At 70.7% G+C, this 13,399-nt stretch carries 12 protein-coding genes and 1 tRNA gene; 10 read left to right on the top strand and 3 right to left on the bottom strand.

Features of this window, described 5'->3' with window-relative positions; genetic code table 11:
• Positions 1-7 precede the first annotated feature (7 nt).
• Positions 8-1,006 (bottom strand): SMI1/KNR4 family protein, encoded by a 999-nt coding sequence (locus ACZ7HT_RS16115; RefSeq protein ID WP_471165479.1) that lies wholly within the window; start codon positions 1,004-1,006, stop codon positions 8-10.
• 278 nt (positions 1,007-1,284) lie between these two features.
• On the opposite strand from ACZ7HT_RS16115, the gene ACZ7HT_RS16110 reads away from it, so the two are divergent.
• Together ACZ7HT_RS16110 and ACZ7HT_RS16105 are read left to right on the top strand one after the other, a co-directional pair.
• Positions 1,285-1,797, top strand: coding sequence for a YwqJ-related putative deaminase (locus ACZ7HT_RS16110; protein WP_471165476.1), 513 nt, complete (start codon positions 1,285-1,287; stop codon positions 1,795-1,797).
• A 9-nt stretch (positions 1,798-1,806) separates the two neighbouring features.
• Entirely contained in the window at positions 1,807-2,298 is a 492-nt protein-coding gene (locus ACZ7HT_RS16105; protein WP_471165473.1) for an SUKH-3 domain-containing protein, read from the top strand.
• A 104-nt stretch (positions 2,299-2,402) separates the two neighbouring features.
• Here the strand turns inward: ACZ7HT_RS16105 and ACZ7HT_RS16100 are convergent, their stop codons facing one another.
• Positions 2,403-3,713 (bottom strand): sensor histidine kinase, encoded by a 1,311-nt coding sequence (locus ACZ7HT_RS16100; protein ID WP_471165470.1) that lies wholly within the window; start codon positions 3,711-3,713, stop codon positions 2,403-2,405.
• A 115-nt stretch (positions 3,714-3,828) separates the two neighbouring features.
• Between ACZ7HT_RS16100 and ACZ7HT_RS16095 the strand changes: the two genes are divergently transcribed.
• The 8 genes from ACZ7HT_RS16095 (at position 3,829) to ACZ7HT_RS16060 (ending at position 10,521) form a co-directional block, all read left to right on the top strand.
• Positions 3,829-4,701 (top strand): hypothetical protein, encoded by an 873-nt coding sequence (locus tag ACZ7HT_RS16095; RefSeq protein WP_471165468.1) that lies wholly within the window; start codon positions 3,829-3,831, stop codon positions 4,699-4,701.
• Positions 4,702-4,712: 11 nt separating this feature from the next.
• Positions 4,713-4,786, top strand: a tRNA-Gln gene (locus ACZ7HT_RS16090).
• Between the two features lie 160 nt (positions 4,787-4,946).
• Positions 4,947-6,377 (top strand): bifunctional UDP-N-acetylglucosamine diphosphorylase/glucosamine-1-phosphate N-acetyltransferase GlmU, encoded by a 1,431-nt coding sequence (gene glmU / locus ACZ7HT_RS16085; protein ID WP_471165465.1) that lies wholly within the window; start codon positions 4,947-4,949, stop codon positions 6,375-6,377.
• Positions 6,378-6,498: 121 nt separating this feature from the next.
• Entirely contained in the window at positions 6,499-7,473 is a 975-nt protein-coding gene (locus ACZ7HT_RS16080; protein WP_352026009.1) for a ribose-phosphate diphosphokinase, read from the top strand.
• A 250-nt stretch (positions 7,474-7,723) separates the two neighbouring features.
• Positions 7,724-8,311 (top strand): 50S ribosomal protein L25/general stress protein Ctc, encoded by a 588-nt coding sequence (locus ACZ7HT_RS16075; protein ID WP_471165462.1) that lies wholly within the window; start codon positions 7,724-7,726, stop codon positions 8,309-8,311.
• Between the two features lie 91 nt (positions 8,312-8,402).
• Positions 8,403-8,999 (top strand): aminoacyl-tRNA hydrolase, encoded by a 597-nt coding sequence (gene pth, locus ACZ7HT_RS16070; protein WP_471165459.1) that lies wholly within the window; start codon positions 8,403-8,405, stop codon positions 8,997-8,999.
• 75 nt (positions 9,000-9,074) lie between these two features.
• Complete coding sequence (locus ACZ7HT_RS16065; RefSeq protein ID WP_471165457.1) at positions 9,075-9,518, top strand: hypothetical protein; 444 nt, start codon at positions 9,075-9,077, stop codon at positions 9,516-9,518.
• 169 nt (positions 9,519-9,687) lie between these two features.
• Complete coding sequence (locus ACZ7HT_RS16060; protein WP_471165454.1) at positions 9,688-10,521, top strand: LPXTG cell wall anchor domain-containing protein; 834 nt, start codon at positions 9,688-9,690, stop codon at positions 10,519-10,521.
• 84 nt (positions 10,522-10,605) lie between these two features.
• Here the strand turns inward: ACZ7HT_RS16060 and ppc are convergent, their stop codons facing one another.
• A complete protein-coding gene (ppc, locus tag ACZ7HT_RS16055) occupies positions 10,606-13,335 on the bottom strand; it encodes a phosphoenolpyruvate carboxylase (RefSeq protein ID WP_471165452.1) in 2,730 nt (909 codons plus the stop codon).
• Positions 13,336-13,399: the final 64 nt, after the last annotated feature.

Here is a 13,399-nt window from a genome sequence, read left to right as displayed (position 1 = left end):
AGCCAGCTCACTCCCCCACCGGGACCACGGGCACGGCGCGCGCGAAGCCGCCGTCCACCATCAGGTTCGCCACCGTCTCCAGCTCCGGCGGATTGCCCGCCAGACGCCCGAGGAACGCGTCGAAGTCCGCGCCGCAGGGCAGCAGCAGCCGCTCCACCCGCTCGTTCACCGTCCAGCCGGCCGCGACCTCGCCGGAGTCCCGCGCGTCGTCGTACGCGCAGAACCACACCGAACCGACCGCCGCGCCCCGCACCTTCAACGCCATCAGACCGCCCTGGACGAACGCGACGCCCAGATAGTCCTTCGTCAGATGGTCACGCAGACACTTGTTGACGTAGACGAGGTCGTTGACCCCCGCCTCCTCGCGCACCGTGAAGAACGGCTGGTCGACCAGGAGCCCCAGCTCCGCGTCGAGCGCCGCTCCCACGGGAGCGCAGCCGCCCGCCGCCTTCAGGAAGGAGCGGTACGCGCCCGGCAGCCGGTAGCCGAGGTCCTCCTCGACGCCCTGGAGCTGCTGCTCCGACACCGACACCAGGCCCTTCGGCAGCCCGAAGTGCGCCGGCCGGGTCTCCTGCAGCGGACGCGTGCCCCGCTTCGACTGGTCCACGGCGGCCGTCGCCACCCCGCCGTGGTGCCGCAGCAGCGCCTTCACCTCGACCGGGACCAGCTCCATCCGCCGCGAACGCGCCACGTGATGCCACGTCCAGCCGTGCGGGGTCGCCACCGACGGGATCGTGTCCCACAGCTCGTGGCCCGTCGCCGCGAGCGCCGCGTTCGCCGACACGTAGTCCGTCAGACGCAGCTCGTCGACACCGAAACCCTCCGGCGGATCGGCGATCTCCGCGGCCGCCCGCGCGTACGGCGAGAAGTCCGGGTAGCCGTGCTCGTCCACCCGCACCCCTCTGGGGTGCCGGGACGCACGTACCGGATCCGGGAAATGCACGACCTGCCCGGCGTAGGCCGCGTTCGGTGGCGCGGTGTCCTGCCCGAGCCGACCTGTCGTCATGGCGGTTGCCCCCTGCATGGCGTCGCTGACTGCTTGCTACCGACAGTCGACGGCTGCGGCCGACTGATGCCGCACAGCCTATGCGCTGCCACAAGAGGCCGAACCGGACCCGATCCGTCCGCGACCGAGAGTGACCAACTGTCACGACGTCATGACAGCTGCACCATGATTCCGACACACCGAAGGCGCGTTTCGCCGCCCCAGCTTCCCCATATGGCTCCCTATTTGGCAGGCTGTCCACGCAACTCGGGGGATTGCAGGAGGGGAAGACCAGCACCATGCACGTAGCAACGACACCCACGCAGGGTGACCCACGCCTCAACTGGAGCAGCAGCGCCGAGGCCACGCGCGCACCCTTACTGCGTCACCGTCGCGACGGAATCCTCCCCACCGTGGGAGCCGCCCTCTCCGTCCGCGGCGAAACCCTCACGTGCACCGCGGGCCGCGGCGACCGGCCGCCCGCCCTGCACGCCCTCGTCCAGGACTTCCTCGACACCCTCACCAGCAGCCAGCGGGAACGCTTCACCGGCCGCTGCCCCGAGGCGATCCTGCTCTCCCAGCACCTCGCCGCCACCGAGAACGGCCGCTCCAAGCGCGCCCAGCGCAAACCGCTCACCCACAGCGAGGCCCGCCGCTCGCTCAAGCAGGCCAAACTCACCGCCCGGCGCATCCGCGAGGACGGCGACCCGCTCCACGGCAGCTACGCGGCACCCTGCCGCTCCTGTACGGCGATGCTCGCCCACTTCGGAGTCCGCGCCGTCGACCCCGCCACGCCTGTCGAGAACGGCTGACCGCACCCCATGTCCGACCACCTCAGCACCACCCGGTTCCCGGTCAACGTCGACGCCGCCCTCCGCGAGGCCGGCTGGCAGCCCGGCCGCTGGGACATCAAGCTCGCCGAAGAGTGGGCCGACACGCTCCGGGCCCACATCTCGCCCGCCGGGCACCGGCACAGCGTCTTCCCCGCCGCCGTCGAGGCCTGGGCCGAGTTCGGCGGCCTGCGGATCACCGCGCCCGGCCACGGCCGACAGATAGCGCCCGCCGCCGTCCGCTTCGACCCGCTCGCGGGACTCCACCTCTCCCGCACCCTCGCCGACCTCGGCCGCGCCCTCGACACCGAACTCGCCCCCCTCGGCGAGGAGGGCGAGCACCAGGCCGTCCTGGCGATGGACGTCGAGGGCCGGGTCTACAGCCTCGACCACGCGGGCGACTGGTACCTGGGCAGGGACATCGACGCGGCCCTGTCGACCCTGATCACAGGAGCCCAGCCGGTCCGCCTGACGGCGGGCTAGCGGGCAGAGCCGACGGTAGCCGGGGCCGGCCCCCCGAGGCCCGCGTCGGCAGCGCGCCCGCGCAAGGCCCCGCCGACGGCACCGCCGACCCGGCGAGGGCCCGGCTACGCCCCCGTCGGCAGTACCGCCGACACCCTGAAGCCGCCCGCGTCCGTCGGCCCCGATACGAACACGCCGCCGAGCCGCAGCACCCGCTCGCGCATGCCCACCAGACCGTTCCCGCCGCTCGGCAGCCCCACATCGGCCACCGCCGCGTCCGACGGCCCGTTCTCCACCTGCATCGCGACCTCACCGTCCCGGTGCGCCAGGCGCACCACGACCTTCGCTCCCGCCGCGTGCTTGTGGACGTTCGTCAGCGCCTCCTGCACCACCCGGTACGCCGTCCGCTCCACCTCGGGGGCGTACGGACGCACCTCCCCGAGCACCGACAGCTCCACCGCCGCCCCGGCGAGCCTCGACTGCTCGCACAAGGCCTCCAGGGCGTCCAGGCACGGCCCGTCGTCCGCGGCGGCCTCGGCGGCGGCAGCGGCGGCCCGCCCCACGGCCGCCAGCGGCACCGCGGCCGGAGCGGCCGGAACCGCCTCCTCCCGGAGCACGCCCAGCATCTCGCGCAGCTCCGTCAGGGCCTGCCGGCCCATGTCCCCCACCAGCGCCGCGTTCTTCACGGCCTTCTGCGGATCCTTCAACGCCACCGCCTGGAGCGCGGCCGCGTGCACCACCATCAACGACACCCGGTGCGCCACCACGTCGTGCATCTCCCGCGCGATCCGCGTCCGCTCCTCCTGCCGGGCCCACTGCGCCCGCTGCTCGGCCCGGTCGGCGAGCAGGGACAGCTCCTGCTCCAGCGAGTCGGCCCGCTCCCGCAGGCTCTCCATGAGCCGGCGCCGCGCCCCTATGTAGAGGCCGAAGAGAACGGGCGGGGCGTTGAGCCCGAGCGTCATGAAGAGGGAGACGCTCGGCACGTACCAGCCGCTGGGGTCGATGTCCGGCGGGCCGACGTCGGCCTGGGCGAGGTCCTGCTTCATCCGTACGAAGGTCACGACGAAGAGCGCGAGGGTCGACATCCCGGCGAGGACGGCGGTGATCCGCCGGGGCACGTCGGAGGCGGCGAGCGAGTACAGCCCGACGATCCCCATCAGGAAGCCCATCTCGGCGGGCGCGACCGCGATCGACACGAGCACGACGGCGATGGGCCAGCGGCGCCGGAAGATCAGCACGGAGCCGACGAGGAGCCCGAAGACCACGCCCACGGGCACGGGCAGCGAGGCCTTGCCGGCGAAGCCGACGCCCTCGACGGCACACTCGAGCGCGGACACCAGCGCGAGCCCCACATCGAGCACGGCGCTGCGCCGTCTCCCCCACCACCACCAAGTCCCGACGCGCTCGGCGTCCCGGTCCGCCCCCGTTGTGGTCATGCCCACCACCCTACGGGCGAGGCCCGTCGTCAACGTGGTGGACACCAGTCCCTCGAACTACTGAATCGCCCGCATTTTCGATCCAGACATCTGCATTCTGAACGATGGTGTTCAAATGACAGCCGTCACCAGCAAGTACGCGGACTTCGAGAGCCTGCGCGATCAGGCCGTCACCCTCCGCCGCGAGGGCCTCAGCCGACGCCAGATCCGAGACCGCCTCCACGTCGACAACAACGACATCCTCAACCGCCTGCTCGAACGAGAGCCCCCGCCGGAGTGGACCAAGCGCCCGAACGCGAAGGACGACCTCCGCGACCGAGCCCGCGAGCTACGCCTCCAGGGCTGGACCTACGACCAGATCCAGGTCGAGCTGGGCTGCTCGAAGAGCTCGATCTCCCTGTGGGTACGGGATCTCCCGAAGCCGGAACGGAAGCGGACCCGCGAGGAGGCGTCGGAGATCGCACGGCGGGGGTGGGAGGTCACCCTGCACCGCCGCGATCAGGAGCGGCAAGCCGTCAAGCGCGCCGCATCCGACAAGATCGGCGCGATGTCGGAGCGCGAACTCTTCCTCTTGGGCGTGGGGCTCTACTGGGCGGAGGGCACGAAGGACAAGCCGCACGCCCGCCGGGAACGCGTGACGTTCGTGAACAGCGATCCGGGGATGATCCGGGTCTTCAGCGCCTGGCTCGACCTCCTCGACATCGAACCCGAGCGGCGGAGGTACTACGTGATGATCCACGAGACCGCCGACGTAGCCGGGGCCGAGCAGTACTGGGGTGATCTCGTCGGCGCCGTCTCGTCGGCATTCGGCAAGACGACCCTCAAGCGCCACAACCCGCGAACCAACCGCAAGAACGTGCACGATGACTACCACGGCTGCCTGGCGATCCGGATCCTCGGCAGCGCCGATCTGTACCGTCGCATCGAAGGGGCCTGGTACGGCATAGTAGGGGCCGTCCCGATCCCCCCAACAAGGAATCGGGCATAGAGGGCGAACCATCCCGGATCGTCTAAGGGCAGGACAAATGGTTTTGGTCCATTGAATGAGGGTTCGAATCCTTCTCCGGGAGCCATACGAAGCGGGTCCTGACCGTCCAGGTCAGGACCCGCACTCATGTCCGCCTTCTTGCCCCCCGGTATCCTTCGTGGGTCCACCACCCAAAGCCGAAGGGCATTCCCGTGAGCGCCAACCTCCCCCAAGTTCTCGGCTCCGCTCGAACAGGGGAGGCCCCCTTGGCAGCCGTCGTCGTCCTCGCAGCGGGTGAGGGCACCCGCATGAAGTCGAAGACCCCCAAGGTCCTGCACGAGATCGCCGGGCGTTCGCTCGTCGGGCATGTCGTGTCCGCCGCCCGGGAGCTGGAGCCCGAGCACCTCGTCGTGGTCGTCGGGCACGCCCGCGAGCAGGTGAAGGGGCATCTGGAGGAGCACTACGCCGGGACCCGGACCGCCGTTCAGGAGGAGCAGAACGGGACCGGGCACGCCGTGCGGATGGCCCTGGAGGAGCTCGGGGCCGCGCCTGACGGGACCGTCGTCGTCGTCTGCGGCGACACTCCGCTGCTGTCCGGGGACACCCTCCGCGCGCTCGCCGGTACGCACGCGGCCGACGGCAACGCCGTCACCGTGCTGACCGCCGAGGTTCCGGACTCCACCGGGTACGGCCGGATCGTGCGGGACGCCGACGGCGCCGTGACCGAGATCGTCGAGCACAAGGACGCCTCCGCGGACCAGCTCGCGATCCGGGAGATCAACTCCGGTGTGTTCGCGTTCGACGGGAAGCTGCTCGCCGAGGCCCTGGGCCAGGTGCGTACGGACAACAGCCAGGGCGAGGAGTACCTCACCGACGTGCTGTCCATCCTCCGCGAGGCCGGTCACCGCGTCGGCGCGTCCGTCGCCGGCGACCACCGCGAGATCCTCGGGATCAACAACCGCGTGCAGCTGTCCGAGGCCCGCGCCCTGCTGAACCGGCGGCTCCTCGACGCGGCCATGATGGCCGGCGTCACCGTCCAGGACCCCGCCTCCGTGTTCGTGGACGTCACCGTCACCTTCGAGGCCGACGCCGTGATCCTGCCCGGTACGCAGCTGCTCGGCGCCACGCACATCTCCGAGGACGCCGTGGTCGGCCCGAACACCCGCCTGACGGACGTCACCGTCGGCAAGGGCGCCCGCGTGGACAACACCGTCGCCTTCTCCGCCGTCGTCGGCGAGGGCGCCTCCGTGGGCCCGTTCGCGTACCTCCGTCCGGGGACGAACCTCGGCAAGAAGTCCAAGGCCGGCACGTACGTCGAGATGAAGAACGCGACGATCGGCGAGGGCACGAAGGTCCCGCACCTGTCGTACGTGGGCGACGCGACCATCGGCGAGTACTCGAACATCGGTGCCGCGAGCGTCTTCGTGAACTACGACGGCGAGGCGAAGCACCACACCACGATCGGCTCCCACTGCCGTACGGGTTCGGACAACATGTTTGTGGCTCCCATCACCATCGGGGACGGGGCCTACACCGCCGCGGGGTCCGTGATCACGAAGGACGTGCCGGCCGGCTCGCTCGCCGTGGCCCGGGGCCAGCAGCGGAATATCGAGGGTTGGGTGGCCCGGAAGCGGCCCGGCAGTGCCGCCGCGCAGGCCGCTCAGGCCGCCTCTGAGGAGTCCGCCGGCGAAAGCTGACCGGAAACGGGTACGTCGAAGTCGGCGTACCGTGATACGTGCACACAAATTCGGCTGGTTCGCCCATGCGCTCGACAGGCGCGGGATCGCGGCCAGAGAACACGTCTGAGGAGACAGTGCTGTGACCGGGATCAAGACGACCGGCGAGAAGAAGCTGATGCTCTTCTCCGGCCGCGCCCACCCCGAGCTGGCCGAGGAGGTCGCGCACCAGCTGGGCGTCGGTCTCGTACCGACCAAGGCGTTCGACTTCGCCAACGGTGAGATCTACGTCCGCTTCCAGGAGTCGGCCCGCGGCGCCGACTGCTTCCTGATCCAGAGCCACACGGCTCCGATCAACAAGTGGATCATGGAGCAGCTGATCATGATCGATGCTCTCAAGCGGGCTTCGGCCCGGAGCATCACCGTGATCATCCCGTCGTACGGCTACGCCCGTCAGGACAAGAAGCACCGCGGCCGTGAGCCGATCTCGGCGCGTCTGGTGGCGGACCTGCTGAAGACGGCCGGTGCGGACCGCATCCTGACCGTGGACCTGCACACGGACCAGATCCAGGGCTTCTTCGACGGCCCGGTGGACCACCTGTCGGCCCTCCCGGTCCTCGCGGACTACGTGGGTGCGAAGGTCGACCGCGACAAGCTGACGATCGTCTCCCCGGACGCGGGCCGCGTGCGGGTCGCCGACCGCTGGTGCGACCGTCTGGACGCTCCCCTCGCGATCGTGCACAAGCGCCGTGACAAGGACGTCGCCAACCAGGTCACCGTGCACGAGGTCGTCGGTGACGTGAAGGGCCGCGTCTGTGTCCTGGTCGACGACATGGTCGACACGGGTGGCACGATCTGCGCCGCCGCCGACGCGCTGTTCGCGCACGGTGCCGAGGACGTCATCGTGACGGCCACGCACGGCATCCTGTCGGGTCCGGCCGCGGACCGCCTGAAGAACTCCAAGGTCAGCGAGTTCGTCTTCACGGACACGCTGCCGGTTCCGGGCGCGCTGGAGCTGGACAAGATCACGGTGCTGTCGATCGCGCCGACGATCGCGCGTGCGGTGCGCGAGGTCTTCGAGGACGGTTCGGTGACGAGCCTCTTCGAGGAGCACTGAGCTCCCACCGAGTAGCCGAGAAGGGCCGCTTCCCCCGGTCGGGGGAAGCGGCCCTTCTTTCGTGTCCGCTGATCCGTTGATCCATTTGGGCGGGTCGGGTGCGGCGGGTAGACTGCCGTAGTTGCTCGGCGAGGGAGGCCGTGCCCGTAAGGGTCACGGCGGTCCGTTATCGACGCGCTCTTCGTAGCAGGCCATCGCCAGTCGTGGCCGGGTGACCACCTTTTTCGTCACCTTCTACGAGGAGTGCACCATGTCCGAGGTCAAGCTCGCCGCTTCCGTCCGCACCGAGTTCGGCAAGGGCGCCGCCCGTGCCATCCGCCGCGACTCCAAGGTTCCCGCCGTCGTCTACGGTCACGGCTCGGACCCGGTCCACGTCACCCTCCCGGCCCACGAGCTCGGCCTCGCGCTGCGTACGCCGAACGTCCTGCTCTCCCTGGACATCGACGGCACCAACGAGCTGGCGATCCCGAAGGCCGTCCAGCGTGACGCCATCAAGGGCTTCCTGGTCCACGTCGACCTGCTCCTCGTGAAGCGCGGCGAGAAGGTCACCGTCGAGATCCCGGTCCAGGCCGAGGGCGAGCTCGCCGCCGGTGGCAACCTGCTGGAGCACGTGCTCAGCACCCTCTCCGTCGAGGCCGAGGCCACCCACCTCCCCGAGGCCGTCACGGTCTCCGTGGAGGGCCTGGAGGCCGGTGCCTCCGTCCTCGCCAAGGACATCACCCTCCCGAAGGGCGCGACCCTGGTGACCGACGCCGACGCCGTCGTCCTGCAGGTCCTGGCCGCCCAGGCCGAGGAGCCGGCCGCCGAGACCGAGGCCGCCGAGGGCGCCGAGGCCTGAGCCGTAGGCTCTGCCTGACGTGACGGGGTGATGGGCCGTACGGGCCCGTCACCCCGTTTCTCTTGTACGGATACGAGGAGACCTGACGCACATGACGGACGACGCGAACGCGCCCTGGCTGATCGTCGGCCTCGGCAACCCCGGGCCCGAGTACGCCGCCAACCGGCACAACATCGGCTTCATGGTCGTGGACCTGCTCGCGGACCGGATCCGCGGCTCGTTCAAGCGGGCGCAGAAGGCGCAGGCGCAGGTCGTCGAGGGCCGGATGGGGCCTCCCGGGCCTTCGAGCCGACGGGTGATCCTCGTGAAGCCGATGTCGTACATGAACCTCTCGGGCGGTCCGGTGACGGCGCTGCGCGACTTCTACAAGGTGCCGACGGCGCACGTCGTGGCGGTCCACGACGAGCTGGACATCGACTACGGGGTGCTGCGGCTGAAGCTGGGCGGCGGCGACAACGGGCACAACGGTCTGAAGTCGATGACGAAGGCGATGGGTGCGGAGTACCACCGGGTGCGGTGCGGGATCGGGCGTCCGCCGGGCCGGATGCAGGTCGCGGACTTCGTCCTGAAGGACTTCTCGTCGACGGAGCGCAAGGACCTGGACTGGTTCGTGGACCGGGCGGCGGACTCGGTGGAGTGCCTGGTGGCGGAGGGCCTGGAGCGGGCCCAGTCGGCGTACAACTCGTAGGGCCTGGCGCGGCCCGGTCGGCCTGCGACTCGTAGGGCCTGGCGCCGGGAACGTACGACTGTACGATCGCGGGTCATGACGCACGTCCGTAACGCCGCCGTGGCCCTGGTCGCCCTGCTCCTCCTCGTCGCGGGTGCGTGGTCCTCGTGGAACTCCGCCCAGCACGTCCTGCTCGCGAAGGGGCGTGAGCACGGGACGCTGACGGTGACCGACTGCAACGACGAGACGTGCAGCGGGCGTTATGCCCCGGAAGATCCGTCGTCGACGCGCCGGACGCTGACGATCGCGCGTTCGGTGGCGGCGGAGAAGGGCGTGACGATCCCGGTGGTGGTGAAGCCGGGCACGGACGAGGGTGTGCGGGCGGGCTGGGGCGGCGGGTTGCACGCGTGGCTGCCGTTGGGCGGGGCGCTGCTGCTCGCGGCTCCGCTGGTGGGCGGCGGACTGCGGCTGCGGCGGACGGCGTGGTCGCTGGCGGGGGCCGGCGGTGCGGTGCTGGTGGCGGCGTTCTTCGCCCTCTGATGCCCGTTTAAACCCCTTTCCAGGGTCAATCGTTATGGACCGCTGGCTTAAAGGCGACTTAAGGCGACGGATAGGCTGCCCCAGCCACCTCCCACGGCATCCTCATCCCACAGATGGACGACTGCACATGCGACGCTCCCTCATACCCGCAGCCGCTCTTGTCGCGGCCATGGCGGGCTCTTCCCTGGCCCTGGCCCCCGCCGCCTTCGCGTCGGACGGCTCCCACCACTACGCGCTGCACCAGCCGACGCCGATCCTGGCGTCCGAGGCGTCCCACGACGGTGACTGCCCGACGATCCCGGCCGACAAGGACGGCTGGCACTTCGTCATCCCCGGCAGCACGGTCAACTTCGTCAAGCTGACGGTGACGTTCGAGCCGGGTGGCGAGCAGGTCATCACCTCCTTCGGTCCGCCGTCCGACAAGCACGCGTACGTGGCCTCCGAGCCGGGCGCGAAGCTGGTGTCGGCCGAGGCCGATGTCGACGGTGTGATCAAGCAGGGCTGGTTCAACCTGTCCCACACCTGCGTGGCCACCTCCACCACCGGCGGCACGACCGGTGAGCAGACCACGGGCGGCTCCACCACCGGTGAGCAGACCACGGGCGGCTCCACCACGGGCGAGCAGACCACGGGCGGCTCCACCACGGGCGAGCAGACCACCGGCGGTTCGACCACCGGTGAGACCACCACGGGCGGTTCCACCACCGGCGAGACCACCACGACCGGTGGTTCGACGACCGGCGAGACCACCGCCACGGGCGGTTCCACCACGGGTGAGACGACCGCCACCGGCGGCTCCACCACGGGCGAGACCTCCGCCACCGGCGGTTCCACGACCACGACCGGTGGTTCGACCACCGGCGGCGAGGTCAAGGACGCGGGCGGCAACCTCGCCGAGACCGGCTCCAGCGCCCCGGTCGGCATCATCGCCGCCGTCGCCCTGGCGCTCGGTGCCGCCGGTGCGGTCCTGGTGACCCGTCGTCGCAAGGCCCAGCAGAACTAAGGCCCGCGTCACCGGCGTACACCGTCATGACGATGCCCCCGTGGAGGTTTCCACGGGGGCATCGTCGTGTGTACGGGCAGGGCGTCAGCCGGTGTTGCGGAGGCCCGCCGCCACGCCGTTCACCGTGAGGAGCAGGGCCCGGGCGAGCAGCGGGTCCGGGTCCTGGCCGCGTTCGGCGTCCGCGCGCTGGCGGGCGAGGAGCGTGACCTGGAGGTAGGAGATCGGGTCCAGGTAGGCGTCGCGGATGGCGAAGGTCTGCTGGAGGACCGGGTTGGAGTCGAGGAGCCGCTCGCCGCCGGTGACCTTGAGGACCTCGGCGACGGTGAGCGCGTGCTCGGCCTCGATGGTGTCGAAGACGTGCTTGAGGTCGTCGGGGACGAGGGTGTCGACGTAGTGGCGGGCGATCCGCAGGTCCGTCTTGGCCAGCGTCATCTCGACGTTGGAGAGGAAGTTGCGGAAGAAGCCCCAGCGCTCGTACATCTCGCCGAGGACGGCGTCGAGGCCGGCCTCGCGCAGGGCCTTGAGGCCGGAGCCGACGCCGTACCAGCCGGGGACGATCTGGCGGGACTGGGTCCAGCCGAACACCCAGGGGATGGCCCGCAGTCCGTCGAGCGAGACGCCGGAGCCGGGGCGGCGGGAGGGCCGGGAGCCCAGGTGCAGGTCGGCGAGCTGGTCCACCGGTGTCGACGCGAGGAAGTACGTCGGCAGGTCGGGGTCCTCGACGAGCCTGCGGTACGCGGTGTGGGCGGCGTCCGAGACGGTGTCCATGGCCGCGTCCCAGCGGGCGAGGGCGTCGTCGGACTGGCGGGGCGCGGTGTGCAGGGCGGAGGCCTGGAGGGTGGCGGCGACCGTGAGTTCCAGGTTCTCCCTGGCCAGGGAGGGGATGAGGTACTTGTCGGAGATGACCTCGCCCTGCTCTGTCACCTTGATCTCGCCCTCCAGGGTGCCCCAGGGCTGGGCGAGGATCGCGTCGTGCGAGGGGCCGCCGCCGCGGCCGACGGTGCCGCCGCGGCCGTGGAACAGCCTCAGCCGGACCCCGTAACGGTGGGCGACGTCCCTCAGCCGGCGCTGGGCGCGGTGGATCTCCCACTGGCTGGTGGTGATGCCGCCGAACTTGGAGGAGTCGGAGTAGCCGAGCATGACCTCCTGGACGTCGCCGCGCAGCGAGACGAGGCGCCGGTAGGAGGGGTCGGCGAGCATGTCGTCGAGGATGACGTCGGCGGCCTTGAGCTCGTCGGTGGTCTCCAGGAGCGGCACGATGCCGATCTTGGCCCAGCCGCCGTGCAGGTCGACGAGGCCGGCCTCGCGGGCGAGGACGGCGGCGGCGAAGACGTCGTCGGCGCCCTGGCACATCGAGATGATGTACGACTCGATGACCTCCGGGCCGAAGCGCTCGAAGGCCTCCTTGATGGTGTGGAAGACGCCGAGGGTCTTCTCGCCGGCGGCGTCCAGCGGGGCCGGGGTCGGGGCGAGCGGGCGGCGGGAGCGGAGCTCCTTGGCGAGCAGCTTCTGCCGGTAGTCGCGGGGCATGTCCGCGTACCGCCAGGACTCCTCGCCGAGGCGGTCGAAGAGCTGGCCGAGGGCGTGGTGGTGGGCTTCGGCGTGCTCGCGGACGTCCATGGTGGCGAGCTGGAGGCCGAAGGCGGAGAGGGTGCGGATGACCCGGTCCATGCGGCCGTCGGCGAAGAGGGCGCCGCGGTGCTCGCGCAGGGAGGTCTGGATCAGGGTGAGGTCGTGGATGAGGCCGGCGGTGCCGAGGTAGTCGCGGCCGTCCTGGTGCGGGGTGCCGTTCGCGAGGCGCTCGCGGGTGTTGACGAGCTTCTGCCGGACGCAGGTGGCCTTGAGGCGGTACGGCTCCTCGGCGTTGAGGCGCTTGTAGCGGGGGCTGATCTCGGGGAGGAGCTCCAGGTCGCGCTGGAGGGAGTCCAGGAGTTCCTGGGTGGCTCCGGTGTAGCGGATGGAGTTGGAGAGCAGTCCGCGGAGGAAGTCGATGAGTTCGAGGGCGTCGGTGATGCCGTGCTCGTGCTGGAGGATGAGGACGTCCCAGGTCACCTGGGGGGTGACGTTGGGGTTGCCGTCGCGGTCGCCGCCGATCCAGGTGCCGAAGGTGAGCGGGCGGGTGCCGGCGGGGAGTTCGACGCCGACGCGTTCGAGTTCGGTGGCGAGGTCCTCCAGGACGTCGCCGACGGCCTCGGCGTGCAGCTCGTCGAGGTAGTAGATGGCGTTGCGGGCCTCGTCGGCGGGCTCGGGGCGGACGACCCGGAGTTCGTCGGTCTGCCAGATGAGGTCGATGTTCTCGGCGAGGCGGAGGTCGGTGCGGCGGCGCTCGACCTGGCCGACCGGGGTCTCCAGGAGGGCGGCGATCCGGCGGAGCTTGTTGAGGACGGAGCGGCGGGCGGCCTCGGTGGGGTGCGCGGTGAAGACGGGGCGCACGTTGAGGTTCCTGACCGTCTCGCGTACGTGCTCGGGGTCGCCGTCCTTGAGCATGTCGGCGGTGCGGGCGAGGAGGCCACCCTCGGCGGCACGCTTCTCGCGCATCTCGCGGCCGCGGTGGACCTGCTCGGTGACGTTCGCGAGGTGGAAGTAGGTGGAGAAGGCGCGGACGAGCTTGGCGGCCGTCTCGAGTTCGACGCCCTGGAGGAGTTCGGCGGCGGCTTCGCCGTCCTCGCGGGTGAGGCGGCGGACCTTCTCGACGAGGTCGAGGAGTTCGTGGCCCTCCTGGCGTACGAGGGTCTCGCCGAGGAGGTCGCCCAGTCGGCGGATGTCGGCGCGCAGCTCGGTGCTGGCGGTGGGGGTCTGGTCGGCACTGCTCACAGGTGCGGCTCCTTGCAGTGTTTGAGCACGTCTGGAGGGGTTCTGGAGGCTTGCGGACCGCGCT

It is taken from the genome of Streptomyces sp. NPDC037410, assembly GCF_055602235.1.
The sequence above is the reverse complement of the archived record's forward strand: the minus strand, read 5'-3'. Positions and strand labels throughout refer to the sequence as shown.